Origin of the sequence: Bordetella genomosp. 4 (assembly GCF_002261185.1) — a bacterium.
GTDB lineage: Bacteria > Pseudomonadota > Gammaproteobacteria > Burkholderiales > Burkholderiaceae_B > Bordetella_A.
Window position 1 is genome coordinate 140784 of the sequence record NZ_NEVQ01000017.1, and the last position, 24268, is coordinate 165051.

20 protein-coding genes are annotated in these 24268 nt (G+C 60.9%); 2 read left to right on the forward strand and 18 right to left on the reverse strand.

Going from position 1 to position 24268, the window contains the following annotated elements; translation table 11 throughout:
- Positions 1–59: 59 nt before the first annotated feature.
- The 9 genes from uvrC to CAL20_RS17985 all read right to left on the reverse strand — a co-directional run bounded on the left by uvrC (position 60) and on the right by CAL20_RS17985 (position 12340).
- A complete protein-coding gene (gene uvrC, locus CAL20_RS17945; RefSeq protein ID WP_094822272.1) occupies positions 60–1889 on the reverse strand; it encodes an excinuclease ABC subunit UvrC in 1830 nt (609 codons plus the stop codon).
- Entirely contained in the window at positions 1852–2907 is a 1056-nt protein-coding gene (gene nagZ, locus CAL20_RS17950; protein ID WP_094822273.1) for a beta-N-acetylhexosaminidase, read from the reverse strand. The genes uvrC and nagZ overlap by 38 nt, the downstream gene beginning before the upstream one ends.
- 45 nt (positions 2908–2952) lie before the next feature.
- Positions 2953–3390, reverse strand: coding sequence for a holo-ACP synthase (acpS, locus tag CAL20_RS17955; protein WP_094822274.1), 438 nt, complete (start codon positions 3388–3390; stop codon positions 2953–2955).
- A 10-nt stretch (positions 3391–3400) separates the two neighbouring features.
- Positions 3401–4141 (reverse strand): pyridoxine 5'-phosphate synthase, encoded by a 741-nt coding sequence (gene pdxJ, locus CAL20_RS17960; RefSeq protein WP_094838553.1) that lies wholly within the window; start codon positions 4139–4141, stop codon positions 3401–3403.
- Between the two features lie 87 nt (positions 4142–4228).
- Positions 4229–5818: an efflux transporter outer membrane subunit gene (locus CAL20_RS17965; RefSeq protein WP_094838612.1), complete on the reverse strand. Its 1590-nt coding sequence runs from the start codon at positions 5816–5818 to the stop codon at positions 4229–4231.
- Positions 5819–5862: 44 nt separating this feature from the next.
- Entirely contained in the window at positions 5863–9093 is a 3231-nt protein-coding gene (locus CAL20_RS17970; RefSeq protein WP_094838554.1) for an efflux RND transporter permease subunit, read from the reverse strand.
- A 62-nt stretch (positions 9094–9155) separates the two neighbouring features.
- Positions 9156–10376: an efflux RND transporter periplasmic adaptor subunit gene (locus CAL20_RS17975; RefSeq protein WP_094822277.1), complete on the reverse strand. Its 1221-nt coding sequence runs from the start codon at positions 10374–10376 to the stop codon at positions 9156–9158.
- Between the two features lie 183 nt (positions 10377–10559).
- A complete protein-coding gene (locus CAL20_RS17980; protein ID WP_094838555.1) occupies positions 10560–11747 on the reverse strand; it encodes a DUF3734 domain-containing protein in 1188 nt (395 codons plus the stop codon).
- Positions 11744–12340, reverse strand: a complete 597-nt coding sequence (locus tag CAL20_RS17985) for a DUF4136 domain-containing protein (RefSeq protein WP_094822279.1) — start codon at positions 12338–12340, stop codon at positions 11744–11746. The genes CAL20_RS17980 and CAL20_RS17985 overlap by 4 nt, the downstream gene beginning before the upstream one ends.
- Positions 12341–12501: 161 nt before the next feature.
- Here CAL20_RS17985 and CAL20_RS17990 point away from each other — a divergent pair, with 161 nt between their 5' ends.
- Complete coding sequence (locus CAL20_RS17990; protein ID WP_094838556.1) at positions 12502–13308, forward strand: TOBE domain-containing protein; 807 nt, start codon at positions 12502–12504, stop codon at positions 13306–13308.
- A 430-nt stretch (positions 13309–13738) separates the two neighbouring features.
- Here the strand turns inward: CAL20_RS17990 and CAL20_RS17995 are convergent, their stop codons facing one another.
- The 8 genes from CAL20_RS17995 to CAL20_RS18030 form a co-directional block, all read right to left on the reverse strand.
- Positions 13739–14533 carry an ABC transporter ATP-binding protein gene (locus tag CAL20_RS17995; protein ID WP_094838557.1) on the reverse strand — a complete coding sequence of 265 codons (795 nt, stop codon included), beginning with the start codon at positions 14531–14533 and terminating at the stop codon, positions 13739–13741.
- Positions 14534–14535: 2 nt separating this feature from the next.
- Positions 14536–15426, reverse strand: a complete 891-nt coding sequence (locus tag CAL20_RS18000; protein WP_094822282.1) for an ABC transporter permease — start codon at positions 15424–15426, stop codon at positions 14536–14538.
- Positions 15427–15530: 104 nt separating this feature from the next.
- Positions 15531–16508 carry an ABC transporter substrate-binding protein gene (locus CAL20_RS18005; RefSeq protein ID WP_094822283.1) on the reverse strand — a complete coding sequence of 326 codons (978 nt, stop codon included), beginning with the start codon at positions 16506–16508 and terminating at the stop codon, positions 15531–15533.
- A 296-nt stretch (positions 16509–16804) separates the two neighbouring features.
- The gene (locus CAL20_RS18010) at positions 16805–17788 is read right to left on the reverse strand and encodes a Bug family tripartite tricarboxylate transporter substrate binding protein (protein ID WP_094822284.1); all 984 of its coding nucleotides are present in this window, start codon (positions 17786–17788) and stop codon (positions 16805–16807) included.
- 241 nt (positions 17789–18029) lie between these two features.
- Positions 18030–19571 (reverse strand): malonate--CoA ligase, encoded by a 1542-nt coding sequence (locus CAL20_RS18015; protein ID WP_094822285.1) that lies wholly within the window; start codon positions 19569–19571, stop codon positions 18030–18032.
- Between the two features lie 5 nt (positions 19572–19576).
- Entirely contained in the window at positions 19577–20389 is an 813-nt protein-coding gene (locus CAL20_RS18020; protein ID WP_094822286.1) for an enoyl-CoA hydratase/isomerase family protein, read from the reverse strand.
- 62 nt (positions 20390–20451) lie between these two features.
- Positions 20452–21750 (reverse strand): malonyl-CoA decarboxylase domain-containing protein, encoded by a 1299-nt coding sequence (locus tag CAL20_RS18025; RefSeq protein WP_176456537.1) that lies wholly within the window; start codon positions 21748–21750, stop codon positions 20452–20454.
- Positions 21701–22483, reverse strand: a complete 783-nt coding sequence (locus CAL20_RS18030) for a GntR family transcriptional regulator (RefSeq protein WP_094822287.1) — start codon at positions 22481–22483, stop codon at positions 21701–21703. Before CAL20_RS18030 ends, CAL20_RS18025 begins: the two co-directional genes overlap by 50 nt.
- 163 nt (positions 22484–22646) lie before the next feature.
- Here CAL20_RS18030 and CAL20_RS18035 point away from each other — a divergent pair, with 163 nt between their 5' ends.
- The gene (locus CAL20_RS18035; protein WP_094822288.1) at positions 22647–23405 is read left to right on the forward strand and encodes a VIT1/CCC1 transporter family protein; all 759 of its coding nucleotides are present in this window, start codon (positions 22647–22649) and stop codon (positions 23403–23405) included.
- A 54-nt stretch (positions 23406–23459) separates the two neighbouring features.
- Here CAL20_RS18035 and CAL20_RS18040 read toward each other — a convergent pair whose 3' ends face one another.
- On the reverse strand, positions 23460–24230 hold the full coding sequence (locus CAL20_RS18040; protein WP_094822289.1) for a spermidine synthase: 771 nt from the start codon (positions 24228–24230) through the stop codon (positions 23460–23462).
- Positions 24231–24268: the final 38 nt, after the last annotated feature.

Genomic DNA, 24268 nt, shown 5'->3' on the forward strand with positions numbered 1-24268 from the left:
GGCGTGAAAAACTCTTGGCAGGAAACGCCAGGGTGGGGGAATAGCCAGCGGCAGGCAGTTTATCCATGCAAGGCCTCATAGATACGCTCGGCCAGATCGTGCGAAATGCCGTCCACTGAGGCCAGGTCCTCGATACTGGCGGATGCCACTCCGGAAAATCCGCCAAAGCGGGCCAGCAGACGCTGGCGGCGGCGGGCTCCGACACCCTCGATTTCCTCGAGACGCGACACATTACGAGCTTTGGCGCGGCGAGCCCGCATACCGGTAATCGCAAAACGGTGGGCCTCGTCGCGGACCTGGGCGATGAGCATCAGCGCAGCAGATTCCCCGCCTAATGCTATCGGCGGACGACCGTCGGCGAACACCAGCGTTTCCAGCCCGACCTTGCGCCCTTCGCCTTTGGCGACGCCAACCAGGGTTTGTATGTCCAGCCCCAGCTCGGCGAAGACCTGGCGCGCAATCTCGACTTGGCCCTTGCCGCCATCGATCAAGACGAGGCCAGGCATCGGCGCCTCGCCATCGGCGACCTTGCCAAAGCGCCGGGTCAATACCTGACGCATCGCGGCATAGTCGTCGCCCGGCGTGATCCCCGCGATGTTGTAGCGGCGATATTGAGACGGCTGCATGTCGTGGTGCAGGAACACGACACAGGAGGCCTGCGTCGCCTCGCCTGCGGTATGGCTGATATCGAAACACTCGATACGCAATGCATCCAGCGCAGCCTCGTCGGTGTCCAGGTCCAGCACCTCGGCGAGTGCCAGCGTCCGCGCAGCGCGCGCGCCGGACTCGGTCAGCGCACGCGCCAAGGCCATCTCCGCGTTTTTGACGGCCTGCTCCAGCCAAGCGCGGCGCACACCTTGAGGACGCGTCAGTACCCTTGCAGGACGGACTTGGGCCTGCTCGGCCAACAAAGCCATCAAGCCGCTATCGGGCAAGGCGTGGGAACAGACCAGCACAGGAGGCAAAGGATTATCGGTGTAATGCTGTGCGATGAAAGCCTCGAGCACCTGGGGCGCATCTTGGCCGTCGACATGTACGGGAAAGAATGGCTTGTCGCCCAAATGCCGGCCGGCGCGCACCATGGCCAGGTTCACACAGACCTTGCCGCCCGCAGACGCGACCACGATGACGTCGGTATCCTCGCCCCCCACGTCCTCCATGGTTTGCTGATGCAGCACACGCGCCAGCGATCCCATCTGGTCGCGCAAGGCGGCGGCCTCTTCGAATCGCAGCTCGGTCGATGCCTGCAGCATGCGCTGTTCGATCTCGCCCATCACCTCGCGCGCCTCGCCATTGAGAAAACGCGCCGCGCGATTCACATCGCTGGCATAGTCCTCGGCCGAAATCGCATCGACACAGGGCGCTGAGCAGCGGCCGATTTGATGCAGCAGGCAAGGACGCGAGCGGTTGGCAAAGACCGTATCCTCGCAAGTCCGCAAGCGGAAGACCTTTTGCAGGATCTGAATGGTCTCGCGCACAGCCCAGGCATTGGGAAACGGACCAAAATACTGGCCGCGCTTGTTCGTCGAGCCGCGATAGTAGGCCACGCGCGGCCATTCGTGCCCCGTGATCCACAGATACGGGTACGACTTGTCATCGCGAAACAGAATGTTGTAGCGCGGCCGCAGGCTCTTGATGAGATTGTTCTCCAAGAGCAGCGCTTCGGCTTCGGAACGCGTGACCGTGACCTCGACACGCGCGACCTTGCCAACCATCTGGGCAATTCGCGGGCTGGCCAGATTTTTCTGGAAATACGAGGAGACGCGTTTTTTCAGATCACGCGCCTTGCCCACATACATCACCACACCCTCGGCGTCCAAGTGTCGATAGACGCCGGGCAGGTGCGGCAGATCAGCCAGAAACGATTTGAGATTGAAGTCGTCGGGCATGCTGGTAGCGAGTTTCGGCTTGCAGGGCCTTCCAGGAGGGAGCGGCAAAACGGGGCATCAGCCGGCGAATACGCTCGACCGATTCGGGCGGGTGCGTCACGTCCAGGCGGGACAGCAGATCGTCGGCCAGATCCGGACGATTGCACACCAACACCATATCGCAACCTGCGCCCAAGGCGGCTTGGGCGCGCGCAAGGATATCCCCCGCCACCGTGGCGCCCTCCATGGTCAGGTCGTCGGAGAACACCACGCCCTCGTAGCCCAGACGCTCACGCAAGATGTCTTGCACCCACCGGCGAGAAAAGCCCGCGGGATGTTTATCGACCTTGGGATAAATCACATGTGCCGGCATGACGGCCGGAATGACGGCATCGCCCAGCCACGCGTACGGTGCGGCGTCTTCGCTCAGGATACGTTCCAGCGGACGCGGGTCGACCGGCATCTCATGATGCGAATCCGCACCCACGAAACCATGCCCGGGGAAATGCTTGCCGCATGCGGCCATCCCGGCCTGCGCCAAGCCCTGAGCCACCGCGCGCGCCAGCATGGCAACCACGCGCGGATCGCGGTGAAAAGCGCGCGTGCCGATGACTTTGCTCACGCCGTAATCCAGGTCCAGCACGGGAGTGAAGCTAAGATCCACGCCACAGGCCCGCAACTCGGCAGCCAGCACATAGCCCGCTTCGGTAGCCAGTCGCATGGCGGTCAAGGGATCGCGGTCCCACAACACTCCCAGATCGCGCATGGCTGGCAACACGGTAAAACCGTCTTCACGGAACCGTTGCACTCGTCCGCCTTCGTGATCGACCGCGATCATCAGCGGCTCGTGTCGCGCACGATGGATCTGGCGTGTCAGCTCGCACAACTGTTTGCGGCTCTCGAAGTTTCGGGTAAACAGGATCACCCCACCCACCAAAGGGTGGCGCAGGCGTGCTTTCTCTGCTTTGGTCAATGTGGTGCCTGCCACATCCACCATGACGGGGCCGGGGGGCAACAAGGTTTTATGTTTCTTGGCCATGCGGTCTGGTCCTTTGATGAGAGAAAAAGAGGAATCCGGAAGGCACTAGGCCTTGCGCTCGACGATGACGTACGCGGCAGCCATATCGGATTCATCGGTAATGGAGACATGCGCCACACCGAAACGCGGCGAGTACCATTCAAGCAGGCTGGGCGCGATGACCAGGACCGGACGGCCACTGGGAGCATTGAGCACCTGCACACGCGTCCAGGTCATCGGCATACGCATCCCCAGACCGATCGCCTTGGAGAACGCTTCTTTGGCAGCAAACCGCGTGGCCAGGAAACGCACGCCGCGAGCAGCGTCCCGGGCGCGCCGGGCGTGAAATTTCTGCAGTTCCTCGGGGCCGAGGATTTTCTCGGCAAATCGGTCCCCATGACGCGCCAACGCGCGCTCGATACGATCGATGCGCAGCAAGTCCATGCCTATGCCGGCAATACTGCTGGCCGGCTGTGGCGGAGAATGGGCGGGAACGTCAGACATGAGATGAGACTCAGCGGCCGCGCACGGCCTGCAAGCGTGCCTGCACCATGAGCGCCTTCATTTCGCGTACGGCCTTGTCCCAGCCGTCGAACACAGCCTGCGCCACGATGGCATGACCGATATTGAGCTCCGAGATACCGTCCAGCGCCGCGACAGGCGCCACATTGCCATAGTGCAGTCCGTGGCCGGCATTGACGCGCAATCCATGCCGCAGGCCTTCGGCTACCCCGGCACGCACGCGCTCGAGCTCCTGGCGCGCCTGATCTCCCTCTGCCTCGGCATAGGCTCCCGTATGCAGCTCGATGACCGGAGCGCCTGCCTGAACGGCCGCCTGAATCTGCGCCGGCTCGGGATCGATGAACAGAGACACGCGGATACCTGCCTGCTGCAGACGAGCCACGGCGCTGGTGACGGCAGGCAATGCGCCCGCCACGTCCAAACCGCCCTCAGTCGTGAGTTCGGTGCGCTTTTCAGGCACCAGGCACACGTCGCTGGGGCGAACTTGGCACGCGATCTCGAGCATTTCGGGCGTGATCGCACATTCCAGATTCATGCGGGTGCGCAGCAGCGGGCGGATGGCGTGCACGTCCGCATCCTGAATGTGGCGGCGATCTTCGCGCAGGTGCAGGGTGATCAGATCGGCCCCGGCATCCTCCGCCCGCAAAGCGGCCTGGATCGGGTCGGGATAAGTCGTGTGGCGCTGCTGACGCAGCGTCGCCACGTGATCGATGTTGACGCCAAGTTCTATCATGATGCTGTCGTGGATGAATCTAAAAGGGCGGCTCCGATACCCCGCAGATCAGGATATCGGATGCCGCCCTCAAGTGTAACTCTCAGATCAGGAGCCAGATGCTGGCGTCGCCGATGCCCCTGGCATCGTGGCGCCCGTACCTGCCGGATTGCCGCCTGACGCCGCTCCATTTGCGTTGCTGGCCGTGGGAGTCACCTCCGACCAGCCACCGCCCAGGGCCTTGTACAGCGCCACGCGGTTGTTCAACGCGGCCAGTCCGGCCTGGACCAGGCTCAGTTGAGCGTTGAAATAATCAACCTGAGCAGACTGCACCTGCAAGTAGCTGTCGATGCCATTCACATAACGCAGGTTCGAGAGTTCCAGCGTGCGCGCCGTCGAGTCCTGCAAGGAACGCAGCGACTCGACTTGAGCCCCATAGGTGGCCTCGCCTGCCAAGGCATCCGAGACCTCTTGGAAAGCCTGCTGGATGGTCTGCTCGTACTGTGCCACGGCAATGTTGTTACGCGCGTTGGCCAGGTTCAAGCCCTCGCGTATGCTGCCCCCGGCAAATATCGGCGTCGTGATGGACGGCGAGAAGCTCCACGCCCCCTGCCCACCGCGGAACAAGGTACCCAACGAAGGGCTCGCCACCCCCAGCATCCCGGTCAGGGAAATCGTGGGGAAGAACGCCGCCCGGGCCGCGCCGATATTGGCATTGGCCGATTTGAGGTTATTCTCCGCTGCCATGATGTCGGGACGACGCTCGAGCAAATCGGAGGGCAGCCCACCCGGAACGGTGGCCAGCAATTGATCCCGGCCGAACTCCGCTGGCGGCGGCAGGTTGTCCGGCAGCGGCACCCCGACCAACACCGTCAACGCATTGACCGACTGCGCGCGCAAACGGGCCAATTGCGCCAGATCGGCCGAGGCCGAATCCAGCAGGCTCTTGGATTGGTTCAACTCCATTTCTGAGGCCACGCCCCCATCAAAACGGCGTTTGACAAGGTTGTAGGACTCTTGGCGAGCGGCCAGCGTCTTGCGGGTGAGATCCAGCTGGACATCGGCCGCGCGCATGTTGAAGTAGGCTTGAGCCACGGCGCCGACCAGCGTGATATGAACGCTGCGTTGCGATTGCTCGCTGGCGAGATAGGTTTGATAGGCGGCTTCGGACAGACTGCGCAAGCGGCCGAACAGGTCAATCTCGAATGAGGTCATGCCGACGCCAGCCTGATAACTGCTGGACACCGAAGGCGAGTCTTCGCCTCCCACCCGCATATTGGGCGGCATGCGTTGGCGCGTGCCTTCGATACCGGCACCAATGCTGGGCCATTGCGCACCGCGCTGCACGCCGTATTGGGCGCGCGCCTCTTCGACGCTTTCGACAGCGACACGCAGGTCGCGGTTATTGGCCAACGCCAGCTCGATCAAGGCCTGCAGGCGCGGATCGCGGAAAAATTCGCGCCAACCGATATCGGCCGCTGGCACCGTCGACGCAGGCGCCACGGCCGAGGCCGGCTGTTCGGACAAGGTGACCTGACCGGCAGCCGAACCGAATTGCACTTTGGGCTGCGTCGGCCAATCGCCTGGAACAGGCGACTCGGGACGATGATAATCAGGCGCCAGCGAGCACCCGCCCAACAGCGCGGCCAGGCACAGCGACAGCGTGGCGCGCTGATATTTCGAAGATGACTGCAACATGTCGCGCTGCATAGATGACTTATCTCGTTTAGACATCAGAGCACTCATTGCTTGCTCTCCTGATCGTCTGCCGGGCGAGGCGTAGTGCCGTTGGCGGACGAGCCCTCGGCGGCTTCGCGAGCGCGTTTTTCGGCCTGCTCGGCCTCGAAGGCCTTGAGCTCATTACCCAGCAAACGAGGCTTGGTCTTGAAAAGGCTGAGCATCACCACAAAGAACGTGGGCACGAAAATCACGGCAAAAGGCGTCGCCGCCAACATGCCGCCCAACACGCCGATACCCACGGCCTTTTGGCTGGCAGCGCCCGCGCCACTCGCCAAAGCCAGCGGCACCACGCCCAGGATGAAAGCCAGCGAGGTCATCAGAATCGGGCGGAAACGCAGACGCGCCGCCTCGACCGTGGCCTCGTACAGTCCCATGCCGCGGGCGTACTGGTCCTTGGCGAATTCCACGATCAGAATGGCGTTCTTGGCCGCCAGACCGATCACGGTCACCATCCCCACCTGGAAGTAGACGTCGTTGGACATGCCCAGCAGCGACACCAACCCGACCGCGCCCAGCATCCCCAGCGGCACGACCAGCATGACCGACAAAGGAATTGCCCAGCTCTCGTACAGTGCGGCCAGCACCAGGAACACTACCAGCAACGCCAGCCCCATCAAGATGGGAGCCTGGTTACCAGCCTGGCGCTCCTGATACGACAAGCCGTTCCATTCGTAGCCAAAGCCCGAGGGCAGTTGGCCCACCAGGCGCTCCATCTCCGCCATGGCTTCACCTGTGGTGTAACCCGGCGCGGCATCACCGCCTATACGCATGGACTCGTAGCTGTTATAGCGCACGACCTGCACCGGCCCTTGTGTCCAGTTGTACGACACGAACGAGGACAGGGGCACCATCTGGCCGCTGGTATTGGCGACGTTCATCTTGAGGATTTCGTCCACCTGCATACGGTGGCTGGCCTCGGCCTGCACCCAGATATTCTGCATGCGTCCCATGTTGGGGAATTTGTCGATATAGCTGGACCCCAGCGACGTCGCGATCAACGTAGCGGCGGCCTGGAAATCCACCCCTTGGGCCGCTGCCTTGTCACGATCGATCGTCAAGGTCAATTGCGGACCGGGCTGCAGCCCAGTGATACGCACTTGGGACAGGATTGGGCTCTTGGACGCCATTTCCATCAACTGCCCCGTGGCTTGCGCCAGCGCAGCCGTACCAGCGTTGCCACGGTCTTGGAGGCGCAGGTCGAAACCCGTCGCGTTACCCAACGATGAAATAGCGGGCGGCACCAGCGTAAATACCTGCGCGTCATGGATGCCCATCAGCTGCTTTTCGAATGCTGCAAACGCAATGGCACCTGCCGAATCTTTGGGGTCCTTGCGTTCGGAGAAATCTTTGAGCGTCGAGAAGGCGATTGCCGCATTCAGGCCGTTGCCGTTAAAGCTGTAGCCCTGAACGGTGATGACGTTTTCGACGGCCGGCAGGTTCATGAAGTAGTCTTCGACCTGCTTGAGTACATCGACCGTCCGGTTGGCACTGGCCCCAGTAGGCAACTCGATGTTGCTGACCACGTAGCCTTGGTCCTCTTCGGGCAGGAACGAGGACGGCAGACGGAAATACAGCCACCCCAGCAACACCACCAGCAACAGGAACAGGAACATCATGCGGCCGCCTCGATGCAGGATGCGGGCCACCCAGCTTTGGTAGCGATGCGTCGTTGCGTCGAACTTGCGGTTGAACCAGCCGAAAAAGCCTTTCTTTTCTTCGTGATGCCCCTTCGGGATAGGCTTGAGGATCGTGGCGCACAACGCGGGCGTGAAACTCAGCGCCAAGAACGCGGAGAAGAAAATGGACACGGCCATCGCCACGGAGAACTGGCGGTAGATCACGCCCACCGAGCCGCTCATGAAGGCCAACGGCAGGAACACCGTCACCAGCACCAGCGTGATACCCACGATAGCGCCGCTGATCTGCGGCATGGCTTTCTTGGTGGCCTCCTTAGGAGACAGGCCTTCGGCCGCCATGATGCGCTCGACGTTCTCCACCACCACAATAGCGTCGTCCACCAGAATACCGATGGCCAGCACCATGGCGAACATGGTCAATACGTTGATGGAAAAGCCCAGCCCCAGCATCACCGCGAATGCCCCCATCATGGCTACCGGCACCACCAGCGCCGGGATGAGGGTATAGCGCACGTTCTGCAGGAACAGGAACATCACCAGGAACACCAGCACCATGGCTTCGACCAAGGTGTGGATCACCTGCTCGATCGAGACCTTGACGTACGGGGCCGTGTCGTAGGGGATGTCGAATTTGATGTTGCCCGGGAAATACTGCGACAACGACTCCATCTGGTCGCGTACGCCCTGCGCGGTGGCCAGAGCGTTGGCGTCCGGGGACAGCACGATGGCAAAGGCGGCCGTCGGCTTGCCATTGAGGCGGGCACCAAACTGATAGTTGTCGGCACCCACCTCGATGCGGGCTACATCGCGCAGACGCACTGACGAACCATCGGTATTGGCGCGCAGCACGATGTTGCCGAACGCTTCGACCGTCGAAAGCTGGCCATTGACCACGACCGTCGCCGTAAAGCGCTGGCTTTCAGGATTGGGGGGCGCCCCCAGGCTGCCCGCCGAAATCAGCACGTTTTGTCGGCTGATGGCAGCATTGACGTCTGATGCGCTCAGGTTGTAGCCAACGAGCTTATCGGGATCAATCCAGACCCGCATGGCACGCGGAGCAGCAAACAGCTGAAACTGCCCAACCCCAGGCACCCGAGATACGGGGTTCTGAATGTTGCGCGTGATGTAGTCGGCCAATGCCGTCTGGTCCAACGAGCCGTCGGTCGAGGACAGCGTCACGATCATCAGAAAGCCGGCACTGGTCTGCTCGTACTGGATGCCCTGCTGCGTGACCGCCGTCGGCAATTGCGCCGTCACGTTCGACACGCGGTTTTGCACGTCCACCTGAGCCAGGTCGGGATCGGTTCCCGGCGAGAACGTCGCGGTGATCGTGGACTGGCCGTTGTTGTCACTGACGGACTCGTAATACAGCAGTCCCTTGGCGCCGTTGAGCTGATCCTCGATGATACTGGTCACCGACTCGGCGACTTCTTTGGACGAGGCCCCCGGATAGGTAGCAGTAATCGTAATGGCAGGAGGCGCCACGTCGGGGTACTGCGCGACCGGCATATTGGGAATGGCCAATATGCCCGCCAGCAAGACGAACAGGGCAACTACCCAGGCGAAAATTGGTCGATCGATAAAAAATTGCGGCATGTGGGCTAACTCGGAAAGTGCTCACGAAAACAGGCACGCGGCGCATCGCGCCGCGTACCGTTTTAGGATTTTTGCTCCGAAGCGGGCTGCGCAGGTGGCGCGGCGCCTTCGGGCTTGCCTTGCGTGGGCGGTGCGGCTTTGCTCGGTCCACCGGGGTTCCAGGGGGAGGCTTGCGCGGGCGCGCCAGGGCGGATCTTCTGGAAGCCTTCGACAACCACGACGTCGCCGGCTTTCAAGCCGCTGGTCACCAGCCATTGCCCCTTGATCACCCCACCGGTCGTTACGGCGATCTGCTCGATCTTGTTGTCTTTCACAAGCATCAAGCTCTGCAGCCCATCGGCCGTACGCTGCAGGGACTGTTGAGGCACCAACAACGCCTGCTGATTAGTCCCCTGCTCCAGACGGACCCGCACGTACATGCCGGGCAGCAAGAGGCCGTCCGGATTGGGCACCTCGGCGCGCAGGTTGACCTGGCCGGTCGTCGGGTCCACCGTAATCCCGGTGAACAAGAGTTTGCCGGGATGCTCGTAGACAGATCCGTCCTCCTGCACGACGCTCACGCGTGCAGCGTCTTTGCCGATGCGCTCGATCTTGCCGCTGGCAAACGCCTGGCGCAGTTGAGCCAGATCGGCAGTGCTCTGCGTGAAATCGACGTAGATCGGATCGAGCTGCTGGACCAGAGCCATCTGCGTAGCCGATGTTCCTTCGACCAGTGCACCCTCGGTGACCAGGGCCTTGCCGATGATTCCTGTAATCGGCGAGGTGACATCCGTGTACCCGAGATTGATCGCAGCCGCGTCCAGGTTGGCCTTGGCAGCCGCGACAGCGGCCTCGGCCTGACGATAGCTGGCCACAGCGTTGTCGTATTCCTGTTTGCTGACGGCATTGGCCTTGACCAGCGGCGCATAGCGGTCCGCGAGGGCTTTGGCGCTATACAGATCGGCCTGCGACTGTTTGAGCTGGGCGGCCGCCTGATCGCGCGTTGCCTTATAGGGGGCAGGATCGATCTTGAACAGCAGTTGCCCTTCTTTGACCTCGCTGCCTTGCTCGAACTCGATCTTTTGCACGATGCCCGTGACACGCGCCCGGATTTCCGCATCGCGAACGGCATCCACACGGCCCGGCAAGTCGGACACGATCGATGCGGGTTGAGGTTGAACCGTAATGACGCTGACTTGCGGCATTCCGGGATTCATTTGAGGGTGTTCTTTGCAGCCTGCCAATGCCAAAGCAACAAGCGCAACAACACCGAATCCAGAGACACGATGGTGCGAAAAACGCATGAATTCCTCACGGAGTAGAGCCAAGGCGCGCGAACCCGCACACGCGACGCCGAACCGGAATAATGGCGGTCGGCAAGCCCGTTAATGTAACCTTATTTTTGTCCCAAAACTACCGAATTTGGCATCAAATCCCTCGTAATATTACGATACTCCGTCAATGTGATGCCCCGTTGACAGGCGAACTCAACGCTTGGCCGAGCGATGTATGTCGTGCGTGACAAAGCCTTGGTCGACAGGCGGACGGTCCAGCACTTTCGGCATGGCCAATGTTTGTTGAATGTCCGTCAGGCCGCTCTGCCAGTGCTCGCGCATGGCCTCGGATCCGAACTCATAGTCCTTTGAGTTGCGTTCGTAGTGTTTGGCTTCGTAGATCAGATTGACGACATTCACTGAGGGCGTGCACGCCAACTCACGGATATCGGCCAATTCCGCACTGCAGCGATCGTCCTCTGGCAAACGCTCCAGCAGGCGCTGCAAACCGCGGCGCAATTTCAGGATGCGTTGATAAATATTCGTCACCGTGCGAGTGCGGCTGGAGTACTGAATATCCTTCTGACGCTCCGCGACTTCTTCGAGATTGGTGGGCAATGCGCCTCTGGCGGGCCAGAGATCCACTTGAAAAGCCAGCGTGTCGGGCATCGGATGTACAGACAGCACATGAGACAGGGGCGTATTCGACACTACACCGCCATCCCAATAATACTCGCCGTCGATCTCTACCGCGGGGAACCCGGGCGGCAATGCCCCTGAGGCCATGATGTGCTCGGCCCGCAACCGCGTCGTCGAGCTATCGAAATACGCAAAATTGCCTGTCCGCACATTCACCGCTCCAAAGCTGGCGCGCACGTCTCCGCGGTTGAGCAAGTCAAAATCCACGTAGCGATTGAGCGTCTCAACCAGAGGCGAGGTGTCATAGAAGCTGGTTGCTTGCGGGCCGCTATGCATCAAATAGGGAGGCGGATAACGCAGCTTGAAAAACCCCGGCTGCCCCGACGTCAATGCGTGAAAAGCGGCCAATTGACCGTTCATGGCGGGCGAGCCAAAACCAAACGGCATGCCCTGAAACAGCCGGGCCCAAGCCTCGCCCCACGGCAAGGAAGCAAACCCGGTAGGCCGGCAAATGGTTTCCCAAAAGCCGCGCAGACGGTCCACGCGCTCATCGGGCGGCGAGCCCGCAATAATGGCGGCGTTGATCGAGCCGATGGAAATCCCGGCTATCCAATTCGGACGGATGCCGGCCTCGTGCAGCCCTTGATAAACCCCCGCCTGATACGAGCCCAGTGCGCCACCGCCCTGTAAAACCAAGGCGATGGTTTCATAGCCATCAGTCTCTGGCGGACACGCACATGGGTCGGAATGCGTCACACTCATTGAGCCTTGGTCGATTGAGGCATTTGCGGCGTACCGCTACCCTGTCGGAACGGGTAGCGTTGGAATATCTGCGCCACATTGGCGTCGACATTCTGCGCAGAGGAAGCAGTCGCCTGGTCATCGATGACGCCGACGCTGACACCCTCCCAGACCAATTGCTTGCGGCGTGCGTCGATCAGATCGATATTCAATGTGCCCTCGGTGTACTGATACACGTCATTGCCCCACGCATAGCCCGGCCAACCGCCGTAGAAACCGGCGCGGTAACCATAGTATGGGCCCATCGGCGCCGCAGGCGTCACCTCGGTTTTCTGCTGCAATTTTGCATTGAAGTTGATCAATAAGTCGGGAGACTGTTCGGCATAGACATAGCCGCGCATTTCCATTTGGCTGCGCGTGGCGGATTTCAAGCGCTCGGTCAGCAGCGTGCTGTACCCTGCCTTATCGGTGCCCAACGGCGACATGAAGCCAAAACTGCGATACTGAGCAAAGTTGGCGCTGTGATCATAATCACTGCGGATCGTGGGGCCCGACGAGCAGGCAGCCAACAATCCAACCATAGCCAGGGCCGGAACAAGCGCAACGCGTTTCATAACGACATTCTCCGCAATAAGTGCGCAAACATCATGCCCTGAAGTTTGTAAACTTGCAATGGAATCTCATTCGCGTTCAGTTATGGCAACATCGTGTCTTTCGTCGCCTATGCTGCCATGTCCCTACCCCACCGACAACTGCCCTACTCTGTGACTGCGCCATGACAACTTCCCCGCTGGAGCTTGGTGGATCCATCTGGCTACGCGCCGGCAGCCAGACATTGGGCGGCAAAAGCCGTATCGACCTGCTGACTCAAATCGGACTCACGGGCTCTATCAGTGCAGCAGCGCGGGCGGTCGGCATGAGCTACAAAGGGGCCTGGGATGCAATCGACGCCATGAACAATCTGGCTGGCGAGGCGCTGGTGTTGCGCGCCACGGGAGGCAAAGGCGGTGGCGGCGCGCATCTCACGGCCCGTGCCGAACAGCTCATCGCGACGTTCCAGATCCTGGAGGCGGAACATCGGCGCGTGATGGAGCATCTGGCTCAAACGAATCTGAACGCACCGAATGACCTGAATTTGATGAAGCGAATCATGTTGAAGACCAGTGCGCGCAACAAACTCCTGGGTACCGTCAGCGCGATCCGCACGGGTGCAGTCAATGACGAAATCACGCTGCGTATTGCGGGCGGGCATGACATCGTTGCGACCATCACTCGCGAAAGCACGGCGGATCTCGACCTGGCCGTCGGCAGCGAAGCGATCGCGCTCATCAAGGCTCCCTCTGTCATGATCGCTCTGCCCGGCGAGGGACTGCGCCTCTCGGCTCGTAATCAGTTGGCGGGTATGGTGGCGGACATTCGGCCCGGTGCGGTCAATAGCGAGGTCATCGTCGATATTGGCAATGGGGCTAGCCTTGCGGCCATCATTACTCAGGACAGTGCGCAGGCGTTGGAATTGGTGCGGGGAGTGCGGGTGGTGGCGGTGTTTGATGCGTCTAATGTGATTTTGGGGGTTGTTGCTTAGCGTGGCCGTTGCTTAATAGGATTAGCGCTTGGTGATAGATGTTGCCTTGGTCGGCGGTTTGTTTGTCGGCGAGGATGGGTTGCTCGCAAATAGTTGAGTTCTTTAGACGCCGGGGGCCGTCATGTAAAGGCGGCGCTGGCCCTATCGTCCGGTCTGGCCGCCTGCGCGGCCAGACTGCCCTTCACCACCCTCGCCAGGCGGGGCGGCTGGGCAAACTCGCTCCGCTGCGCTGCGCTCAAACATGCCCAGCCGACTTCCCCCCGCCTGGCAAGGGCGGTTCGGCGGACTCAACGGGCCAGCGCCGCCTTTACATGACGGCCCCCGGCTCGCAATGTCTATTATTGGCGGGTGCTATGGGGAATGGAGCGCGAATCAACAATCGTGGCCAGCCAGCCACGCACCGACGACGTCACAACAATCGAAACGCCTACTACCCCAGCAGCAGCGCATCGTCCGAGAGTTTCTCGCCCCGAACTCGCTCAAACATCGCCAGCAAATCTGGCACATCCATCCCCTTGCGTTCATCACCGGAAACATCGAGCACTACTTGTCCTTGATGCAACATGACAGTACGATCCCCGACATCCAGCGCCTGTCGCATGCTGTGAGTCACCATCATCGTAGTGAGCTTGCTCTCCGCCACGATGCGAGCGGTCAGTTGCAGAACAAAGTCCGCCGTACGCGGATCCAGCGCGGCCGTATGCTCGTCCAGCAGCAGTATCTGAGACGGCTGCAACGCCGCCATCAGCAGACTGACAGCCTGGCGCTGCCCGCCCGAGAGCAAGCCGATACGGTCGGTCAGACGGTTTTCCAGCCCTAGCCCCAACGTGGCGAGCCGTTCCCGAAATCCCTCGCGCATGCTGACTTTGACAGCGCGGCCAAAGCCTCGGCGAGCGCCCCGCATCTGAGCGAGCGCCATGTTTTCCTCGATGGTGAGATCCTCGCAGGTGCCTGCCATCGGGTCCTGGAATACGCGTGCGACACGGCCCGCGCGTTCCCAGACCGGTTTGCGGGTCACGTCTTCGCCGTTGATTTCGATCCGGCCGGAATCGACGGGCAAATCGCCGGAAACGGCATTCAGGAAGGTCGACTTGCCTGCCCCGTTTGAGCCGATGACGGTCACGAACTGGCCACTGGGGATCTCGAGCGACAATCCACGCAACGCGCGAGTTTCGATCGGGGTTCCCGCGTTGAAAGTCATTTTCAGATCTTGTGCACGCAACATGATCAGGCTCCTTTCTTGCCGATCAAGCGGCGCTTCAACATGGGGATCACCAGGGCGATGGTGACCAATACGGCAGTGACGAGATTCAGGTCTTGGGCCTGCAGACCAATGAAATCGCTATTGAGCGCCAAGGCGATAAAGAAACGGTACACCAATGCGCCGATGATGACTGCCAAGGTAGCCAATACGAGCTTGCGAGACGGCAGGATGCTTTCGCCGACGATCACGGCCGCCAAGCCGATCACGATGGTCCCGATCCCCATGGAGATATCCGAGCCGCCTTGTGTCTGCGCGAACAACGCGCCTGCCAGGCCTACGAGAGCGTTGGACAGGGCCATGCCTGCGAGGATCATGCCGCCTGTATTCACGCCCTGAGCGCGCGCCATGCGGCCGTTGGAGCCAGTCGCCCGCATCGCGAGGCCCGTCTGAGTGGAAAGAAACCAGTCGAGCAGCAGTTTGACAATCAGGACAACGCCAACCAGGATCAGCGGACGGGCGACGTAGTCGCTCAGCCACTCGGGCTGCATGATAGTAAATACGGTGGGCTCGGTGATGAGCGGCACATTGGGTTTGCCCATGATCCGCAAGTTGACGGAATACAGCGCGATCATCATCAGAATGCTGGCCAGCAGGTCCATGATGCGCAGCTTGACGTTGAGCCAGCCAGTGATGAGCCCCGCGACTGCTCCAGCGCCTGTCGCGGCCACGGTCGCGGTAAAGGGGTCCACGCCCCCCGAAATCAAGGTCGCGGCAACGGCGCCGCCCAAGGGGAAGCTGCCGTCTACGGTCAGATCGGGAAAACGCAGCAGCCGAAAGGATATAAAGACGCCTAGCGCGACCAGGCTGAAAATCAGGCCAATTTCCAGTGCGCCAAGCAGAGAGAATAAGGACATGAATAGACTCTGACCCGCCAGATCTCGTGAACCTGGCTGGCATTACCTTGAATTATGTTCAGTTGAAAACAAACTGCTGGCCCAGTGGGCCAGCAGTGGCGGAATTATTTGATGATCTCTGCCGCCGACTTCACCAGCGCATCCGGTAGCGTAACACCTTGTTTGGTGGCTGCGCCCGGATTCACAAACAGGCGAAGGTTCGAGCTGGTTTCCGAGGCAATCGCGCCCGGCTTTTCGCCCTTGAGGATGCGTACCACGATCTTGCCCGTTTGCACGCCCAGATCATGATAGTCGATGCCCAACGCCGCAATGGCGCCGCGCTTTACGCTGTCGGTGTCCGAGGCCACCAGAGGAATCTTGGCGTCGTTGCCGACTTTGACGAGAGACTCGTAGGCCGACACTACGTTGTTGTCGGTGTTGGTATAGATCACATCGACTTTGCCGATCAGGCTGCGCGCGGCGGAGGCCACATCGACGGTACGAGGCGCGGCGGCCTCGACCAGCGTCAAGCCGGACTTGGGCAGCAGTTCCTGCAATCGTTTGACCACCACGACCGAGTTGGCCTCGCCGGGGTTGTAGACCATGCCGACGCGCTTGGCGTTGGGCACGACCTTTTTGATCAGCTCGACCTGCTTGTCCAAGGCCAGCAGATCGGACACGCCGGTCACGTTGGTACCCGAGGGCTCCATGCTGGGCACTAACTGCGCAGCAACGGGGTCAGTCACTGCCGAGTACACCACCGGCACGTCTTTGGTCGCAGCGACGACCGACTGGGCCGATGGCGTCGCGATGGCGACAATGGCGTCAGGGCGGTCGCCGACGAACTTGCGCGCGATCTGCGCGGCGGTGCCGGTATTGCCCTGCGCGCTCTGGTATTGCCATTTGAGATTCTTGCCCGGCTCGTAGCCGGCTTTTTTCAGAGCGTCCTGGACGCCGTCACGTACCGCATCCAGAGCGGGATGCTCGACGATGGCCGTGACAGCCACTGATTTTTGTTGCGCCGCAACAGCCGGGACAGCGTGGATAGCCAACGCCACCGCCACTGCGCCCACCGTCAGAAAATGTTTTTTTCCGATCAGCATCGGGTCTACTCCTTGCACCGTTTGGGTGTTGGTTTACTTATCAGCGCGTGAGCCAGGCACTGACCGCCAAGCTCACACGCCTGTGAAACCGCTAAGTCTAACGTGTCGCGGCGAACTTGGTGGCGGGGGTAATCCCTGAAAAATGCTGTCGCCACGACAGTTCGCCTCGCGTCAGGCCCCAAACACGGCTGACATCCGTTATGGCACTACTCATCCAAGGCAGTGCAGCGGCTCACGCCAAGACCGGACAAACCGCTGCAGCACGGCTGGCATGCATGCCAGCCGTTTGCCTGTCCTCAATCCAGTGTCACGCCCGAGTCTTTGACGACCTTGCCCCAACGGACGATTTCACTGTCGACAAAGGCGCCGAATTTTTCACCGGTGAGATCCGGCGTGGCCGAGCCGTTGCCTGCCCAGGTTTCTTTGATCTTCGGCGTATTCAAGGCTTTGGTCACCTCGGCGATCATTTTGTCGACGATAGGTTTGGGCGTGCCCGCCGGCGCCCACAGGGCATACCACGTCGACACTTCATAGTTCGGCACACCTGCCTCGGCGGCCGTCGGCACATCGGGGAACGACGGCGAACGCTTGGCGGCGGCCACCGCCAGAGGCTTGATACTGCCGGCTCGGATATGGCCCGCCGACGAACCCAAGCCGTCAAATGCCAGATCGACTTGCCCACCGATCAAGGCCGACAACATCGGACCCGCCCCCTGATAAGGCACGTCGACGAGCTTGATCCCAGTCTGCATTGCAAACAGCTCGCCAGCCAAATGGTGTGTGCTGCCCTTGCCCGCCGTGCCGAAATTGATTTCACCGGGGCGCTTGCGCGCGTACTCGATGAACTCCTGCAGGGTTTTCACAGGCAGCCGGGACGTGTTGATCACCACCACCTGAGGCGGCTGCGCCAGCAGCGCCACCGGGATGAAATCTTTCTGGATGTTGTAGGTCAGGTTCTTGTAGAGCGCAGGCGCCACGACATGATGGGCGCCGCCCATAAAGAACGTGTAGCCGTCGCCTTTGGCTTTTGCGGCCACGGAGGCGCCGACAGTGCCACCCGCCCCGCCTTTATTATCGACCACGACGGTCTGCCCGAGCTGCGTGCTCAGTTGCTGAGCCAACGGCCGCGCAAACGTGTCAGTGCCGCCGCCAGCGGGAAACGGCACGATCAGGTTGATGGGATGCTCAGGCCAATCGGCCAAGGCAGCGGTCGGTGCCAAAGCCGCGCTGACCCCCAGCGCGGCTGCCAAGCTCAATGCACGAATCATGGAATGCTTCATTTCGTCTCCTCGATTGAGACAGCATGAAAATGCTGTCCGTATTGGTTTTATATGAATGCATCAGTGTGTCGCCGGACAAGCTGCGCCTCTGTCTAAAGGCCGCGAGATTGTCTCGGATGTCCGTCGTGTCACAGACCGGGATCGAGTCCGGTTCAGGTCTGCGAGTCTGTCGGCACGACGGACGTGGATCCAATAAGAATGAGCTGGTGAGCAAGCCTCCTGTGGGGCGGTTAATAGAAGGTCACGCAGTCTTGTATGACTCGCGCAGAACGTTCTTTTGGACTTTGCCCATCGTGTTGCGCGGCAACTGATCGATCAGATGCAATTGCTTGGGCACTTTGAAATTGGCGATCCGGCTTTTCAGCTCCGCCTGCATCGCAGCGACGTCCAGGGCGGCGCCCTCACGCGGGACGACCACGGCAACCACAGCTTCGCCAAAATCAGGATGAGGCACGCCGATGACGGCTGATTCCAACACGCCAGACATTTCGTCGATGATCAGTTCGATCTCTTTGGGATAGACGTTGTAGCCGCCCGAGATGATCAGGTCTTTGCTGCGGCCTACGATGGACAGATAGTCATCGGGGACCGCTGCGCCGCCGGATTCGCCGCCCCAGCGGCCCACATCGCCCGTGCGGAACCAACCGTCCGACGTGAACTCTTCGCGGGTTTTTTCCGGCATGCGCCAGTAGCCCGAGAACACGTTCGGACCACGCACCTGCACATTGCCAATCTCGCCTGCGCCCAGCTCGACGCCGTTGTCATCGACCACGCGGACTTGCACGCCCGGCAAGGCTTTGCCCACGGTACCGCCGCGGCGCTCGCCATCGGCTGCATCATAGGGATTGGAGGTCAGCATCACCGTCTCGCTCATGCCGTACCGCTCGAGAATGGTTTGCCCCGTGCGCTCGCGGAAATCGTTGAAGGTCTCCATCAACAGAGGCGCCGATCCGGAAATGAACAAACGCATGCGCGAGCATACCTTGCGATCAAAGCGCGCCTCGGCCAACAGACGGACGTAATAGGTGGGCACACCCATCATCACCGTGCAACGCGGCAGGTAATGCAATGCTTGTTCGACGTCGAGCTTGGGCAGCCAAATCATGCGGGCACCGGCCAACAGCGCGCCGTGAGACGCGACAAACAAACCGTGCACGTGAAAGATAGGCAGCATATGCAGCAGCACATCGTCCGAACGCCAGCCCCAATACCGATGCAACACCTGCGCATTGGAGGACAGGTTGCCATGCGACAACATGGCGCCCTTGCTGCGGCCCGTGGTGCCAGACGTGTACAGGATCGCGGCCAGATCGTCCGCTTTACGCACGACATCCTCAAACGACTGGCTTTGGCCCGCGGCGGCATCCAGCAAGGTACCCGTGCGATCCTCATCGAGCGTGTAGACATGAGCGGTACCGGCCTGCGCGGCGGCCTTGCTCACCCAGCTCAGATTCTTGCTGGAGCACACCACCACTGCGGGCTCTGCATCGCCCAGGAAATACGAAATTTCCGATTCGCGATAAGCCGTATTCAAAGGCAAATACACCAGCCCAGCCCGCAACGTGGCCAGATAGAGCAACAGCGCCTCGGGCGATTTTTCAACTTGTACCGCGACGCGCGATCCCTCGGGTAAATTCAGCGAGGTCAACAAATTAGCCAGACACGCACTGGCATGATCGATATCGTCCCAGGTGTACAGCAGCTCAGGCGTTTCCAGGGCGATTTGACTGCGATCTGCGGGAAAGCCGCTAGCCAGCACGGTATACAGATTGGCGTTGCTCACCTTGTTTAGTCTCCAGTGAATACCGGTGTCCGGCCCGCCAGAAAGGCGGTGACGCCTTCGCGATGGTCGTGACTTTCGGCATAAGAAAAAAAATCTTGATAATGGGATTCGTCCAGCGGCGCGCCTTGCTGCAAATGGCGAGACTGCCGCTTGTTGATACGCGCGGCCAGCGGCGCGCCACGCATAATACGCTCGGCACAGGCGCGCGTCTGATCGGCAACCTCGGCATCCGGCACAACACGGGTCAATAGCCCCAGCGACAGCGCCTCGGCGGCATCGAATACACGACCCTCGAGCAAAATCGCCATGGTTGTGGCGCGGCCGACCAAGGCCAGCAAGCCCCGCATTTCGTCGGGCGCCATCGGGAACCCCAGCTTGTTGATCGGCACCCCGAAACGCGTCGACGTCCCCGCGATACGCAGATCTGCCTGACAGGCGATTTCCAACCCGCCCCCCACGCAAACGCCCTCCAGCTGTGCGACGACAGGATGCGGGCAATCCGCCACTGCCTGTAGCGCCGGCGCGAGAATATGCTGGTGATAGTGGCGCACTTGGGACACGTCACCCCGCACCGCGGGAAACTCGCGAATGTCCGCTCCCGCGGCAAACTGACCACCCTCGCCGCGAACGATCACGCAACGCACGGAGTCGTCTGTGGACAGCGTGTCGAACACCACCCTCAACTGATTCCACATCGACACGGTAATGGCGTTCATGCGCCCGGGGTGCGATAACGTCACGCAGGCCAAAGCGCCCTCGCGCGTCAGTTGTACGCTATCCGGCCTAAGCTCTACAGATGATGCGTCATGCTCGTTCATTGATACGTCGCGCTCTCTCGTTGATTTGCCAGGCTGGCTCATTGACAGGTTGTGCCCACCCACTACGCAATCCGCGCAATACCACGGCTCACACGCGGTTTGCCCTGCCCCAATTGTTCTAGATTAGCGTCCAGGTCGTCCAAGTCATACAGATAATTCACCATCATGCCGCAGGATTGGCTCAGTCCTTTGGCCGACGTATCTGCCGCCCAATTCAGCCGCTCGATACGCGCGCCATTGCCCAGGTGAAAACGCGCGACAGGATCTATGGGCTGATTGTTTTTCATCGTCATCAAATAGTGCGCCACCAGCTTCATGCCGGCCCGCTGCACCACCTCGGATGATTTACCTGTCGCCGCTTTGGACAGCCTGGCCACCCAGCGAGCGCCATCAGGCGCGCCGGCCCTCGTGCGGCCTTTGTCGCGCACAATCGCCTCGACTTCCGCCGCACTCAGACGCGACAGCCAGTCGACCAAACCAGGAATCGGCGACAAAGTGGCAAAGAAACGCAATTTGGGCAGCTCTTCGACCAGGCGCTCGATCACACGCTTGAGCAGAAAATTGCCGAAACTGATCCCGCGCAATCCGGGCTGCGTATTCGAAATGGAATAGAAAATCGCCCAGCGGGCCTTGTCCAGATCCGCTGGCGGCGCGGCCGTATCCAGCACGACTTGTACGTTGTCGGCCATCTGCGTGGCAAAAGCCACCTCGACAAAGATCAAGGGCACATCCGGCATTTGCGGATGGAAATAGGCATAGCAACGCCGATCGGGCGCGACGCGATGACGCAAATCATCCCATGACCGGATCTCGTGCACGGCCTCATAGATGATCAGTTTTTCCAGCAATGACGCCGGCGAGTCCCACGTCAAGGGACGCAGCTCCAGCAACCCCACGTCAAACCAGGCCGATAGCAGGCTTTCCAGATCCTTGTCCAGTGCCTGCAGCCCTGCCACCTGTTTGCGCCAGCGCAGCATATCGGCACGCAGCGCCACCAGGAAACGCAAACCATCGGGCAATGCATTCAGACGCTTGAAGAACGCCAGCCCACGGTCGCCACGCGGCTGTAAACCGGCATCGACTTGGGCCAGGCCCGCCAGCAATTCGCGCCGGCGCTTGCCGTCCGCCGCCGTATACGCAGCGCACCAGGTGCGTGCCAATTTGTTTGCGGCCACATCGGTCAGGCGTGCCTGGAACAGGGGCAAGATTTCCGTGGCGCTAGGCGGGCGGTCGCGGTCCCACAGACGGCCAAGCCGGGCCATCAGCCCGGCGCTCTCTGCAACCGCTTTTTCATCTGACACGGTATCGCTCTCAGGCGGCCGAGCGCCGCGTGCGAGCGGACTGGAGTCTAGGGCTGTCATGGGAAACCTCCTGGATAGCAGACGTATTTGAGGATGACGGTGATGAGGAACGGGCTGTTGTCGTCACGGACGCGGCCTCGGCCCGCCGGGCCAGCAGACGCAAGGCATCCAGCTGGCGCAGCAAATGTTTACGGGCCAGCGCCTCGGCCGCTTCCGGGTCACGGGCTTTCAGCGCGGCAAAGATGGCCATGTGTTCGGCGCATGACTCGGTAATTCGTCCGGGCACAGTGAGGCTCTTGTGGCGAAAGAGGCTCAGCACCTTGCGTAAATTTCCGACCATGTCCGACAGCCAGCGATTGTTCGCCAGCGCCTGAACGGTCTCGTGGATCTGCGCATTGGTGTCGTAATAGGCATCGACCTCGCCTGCCGCGGCATGCGTTTGCAGCGCCCGATGCAGCGATTCCAGCCCGGCGAGTTCGGCGTCGGACGCCTTCAATGCCGCCTCGTGCGCGCAGCGTCCCTCCAGCATGGCCATCAGGGGAAAAATGTCTTCCAGGTCCTGCAACGACAGCTCGTTGACGAAACACCCGCGGCGCGGCTCCAGCCGCACCAGCCCTTCGGTCGCCAGGACTTTCAGCGCCTCGCGCAACGGCGTGCGGGATATGCCGAGCACGCCCGTCAGGTACACCTCGTCTATCCATTCGCCGCTGGCCAACGCCCGCGAGCGGATCATGTCCCGCAACCGGTCGGCGACTTCGAGGTACAGCGCTTGACGAACAATAGGTGCGGTCATGGCGGGCCTGTCTGGAATCCCGTAATTCATAATTATAGGATTTTTGATCATAGCCATTACAGAGCTGAAGCGATAGCCCCCACCCCCCTGGGAAATCCCTTGGCACATGATTTTCCCCCGTGGCGCTGCTGAACGCGCAACATCCTGTCAGGAAATTTCGCGTATGCTTTCCAGAGGCAACTACACCGCAACTTACATAAGCTTTCTCTTCACAGTGCCCCACTCTCACTACCGCGCTCACGCTGAACCCCATCGTACGGGGCGCATTGGATGGCTGCGTGCCTCAGTGCTAGGCGCCAATGACGGCATCATTTCCACTGCCAGCATGATTGCAGGCGTCGCGGCGGCCAACGTCAGCCACGCCAGCATCCTGACCACCGCCATCGCCGCACTGGCCGCCGGCTCCATGTCGATGGCAGCGGGCGAGTTCGTATCCGTCCATTCGCAGGCGGATACCGAAAAGGCAGACCTCGCGCAAGAACGCAGGGAATTGATGCGCAATCCGGCGGGCGAGCACCGGGAGCTGACAGGGATTTACGTACGGCGTGGGCTGGATCCTCAACTGGCGGCCGAGGTCGCGACACAGTTGATGGAACATGACGCGCTGGGCTCTCACGCCCGCGACGAGATAGGCATCACAGAAACGCTGCGCGCACGGCCGCTGCAGGCAGCGGTGGCTTCGGCCGCCAGCTTTGCGGTGGGGGCGGCGCTGCCCTTGGCCGTGGTATTGGTAGCCCCGCCGCAGTCATTGCTGCCGTGGACGGTGGCCACCAGCATTTTCTTTTTGGCCTTGCTCGGCGCAATCGCCGCCGCGATCGGTGGCGCATCCGTCGTCAGAAGTGCATTGCGTGTGGCCTTCTGGGGCACGTTGGCCATGGCCGTGACAGCGGGCATCGGCGCCTTGTTTGGCACCCCTCCCTAACGCTTGTGGGCTGGATACCGAAGGCAGAGCCACATACCAGCCCCGCCTTAAAAGTTAAAAGTACAGCACTCCGTCTACGGCGTGGCTCGTCAACGCCCGGGCCCAACGGCGAGCCGGTAACCCATATTGGCTTTCCACGACTTCCGCCCGGGCCAGCAATTGTGCCGGGGTAATGGCCAACGACGGGCCGCTGAACGCCAGCACGATCTGGTTTCCTGCGTCGATCTCGGGCAACAGCACAATGCGGTCGTCAAACGCCTGACGAATATTTTCGATATTGCGATCAAAGCTCTCGTGCTTACCAAACAGATTGACCGACAACACGCCAACCTCGCCCAGCACGCGGCGGCAAGCGCGATAAAACGGAATAGAGTCCCGTACCGGCCCGCGAGCCTCAGCATCGTATAAGTCCACCATCAGCACCGGGCAATTTCCCGCGTTTTGCGCGTCCGCCACCCACACGGCAGCATCCTCATGATGCACCGTCAGGCGCGGCGATGCCGGCAGGCGGAAAAACATCTGGCACACCGCCGTGACCTGAGGATTCCATTCCACCACCGTCAGCGGACTGCGCGTGTGCTTCAGGCAAAACCGTGTCAGAGAGCCCGCCCCCAGTCCCAGCAGCCCGATCGATTCCTCTTTGGGTGGCTCCAGAAACAGCAACCAGGCCAACATTTGAGAGGTGTATTCCAACACCAGTTCCGCGGGCGCCTTGATACGCATGGCGCCCTGGATCCATTCCGTACCGAAATGCAGATAACGAATGCCGTCGGATTCGGAAAGCGTGGGCTGATCGGCGGCAGCGGGGCGGGTACGGGCAGGCATCGGAAAGTCTCAGCGAATAATCGCGTGATTGTAGCGAG

Bases quoted from the DNA above. Each gene is read 5' to 3' on its own strand.
- CAL20_RS17970 (WP_094838554.1), bottom strand. From the start codon at position 9,093: ATGCCGCAATTTTTTATCGATCGACCAATTTTCGCCTGGGTAGTTGCC.
- pdxJ (WP_094838553.1), bottom strand. From the start codon at position 4,141: ATGATAGAACTTGGCGTCAACATCGATCACGTGGCGACGCTGCGTCAG.
- CAL20_RS17990 (WP_094838556.1), top strand. From the start codon at position 12,502: ATGACAACTTCCCCGCTGGAGCTTGGTGGATCCATCTGGCTACGCGCC.
- CAL20_RS17965 (WP_094838612.1), bottom strand. From the start codon at position 5,818: ATGTTGCAGTCATCTTCGAAATATCAGCGCGCCACGCTGTCGCTGTGC.
- CAL20_RS17995 (WP_094838557.1), bottom strand. From the start codon at position 14,533: ATGTTGCGTGCACAAGATCTGAAAATGACTTTCAACGCGGGAACCCCG.
- CAL20_RS18040 (WP_094822289.1), bottom strand. From the start codon at position 24,230: ATGCCTGCCCGTACCCGCCCCGCTGCCGCCGATCAGCCCACGCTTTCC.
- CAL20_RS18035 (WP_094822288.1), top strand. From the start codon at position 22,647: ATGCTTTCCAGAGGCAACTACACCGCAACTTACATAAGCTTTCTCTTC.
- CAL20_RS18025 (WP_176456537.1), bottom strand. From the start codon at position 21,750: ATGACAGCCCTAGACTCCAGTCCGCTCGCACGCGGCGCTCGGCCGCCT.
- CAL20_RS18010 (WP_094822284.1), bottom strand. From the start codon at position 17,788: ATGAAGCATTCCATGATTCGTGCATTGAGCTTGGCAGCCGCGCTGGGG.
- nagZ (WP_094822273.1), bottom strand. From the start codon at position 2,907: ATGGCCAAGAAACATAAAACCTTGTTGCCCCCCGGCCCCGTCATGGTG.
- acpS (WP_094822274.1), bottom strand. From the start codon at position 3,390: ATGTCTGACGTTCCCGCCCATTCTCCGCCACAGCCGGCCAGCAGTATT.
- CAL20_RS18005 (WP_094822283.1), bottom strand. From the start codon at position 16,508: ATGCTGATCGGAAAAAAACATTTTCTGACGGTGGGCGCAGTGGCGGTG.
- uvrC (WP_094822272.1), bottom strand. From the start codon at position 1,889: ATGCCCGACGACTTCAATCTCAAATCGTTTCTGGCTGATCTGCCGCAC.
- CAL20_RS18020 (WP_094822286.1), bottom strand. From the start codon at position 20,389: ATGAACGAGCATGACGCATCATCTGTAGAGCTTAGGCCGGATAGCGTA.
- CAL20_RS17975 (WP_094822277.1), bottom strand. From the start codon at position 10,376: ATGCGTTTTTCGCACCATCGTGTCTCTGGATTCGGTGTTGTTGCGCTT.
- CAL20_RS17985 (WP_094822279.1), bottom strand. From the start codon at position 12,340: ATGAAACGCGTTGCGCTTGTTCCGGCCCTGGCTATGGTTGGATTGTTG.
- CAL20_RS18030 (WP_094822287.1), bottom strand. From the start codon at position 22,483: ATGACCGCACCTATTGTTCGTCAAGCGCTGTACCTCGAAGTCGCCGAC.
- CAL20_RS17980 (WP_094838555.1), bottom strand. From the start codon at position 11,747: ATGAGTGTGACGCATTCCGACCCATGTGCGTGTCCGCCAGAGACTGAT.
- CAL20_RS18000 (WP_094822282.1), bottom strand. From the start codon at position 15,426: ATGTCCTTATTCTCTCTGCTTGGCGCACTGGAAATTGGCCTGATTTTC.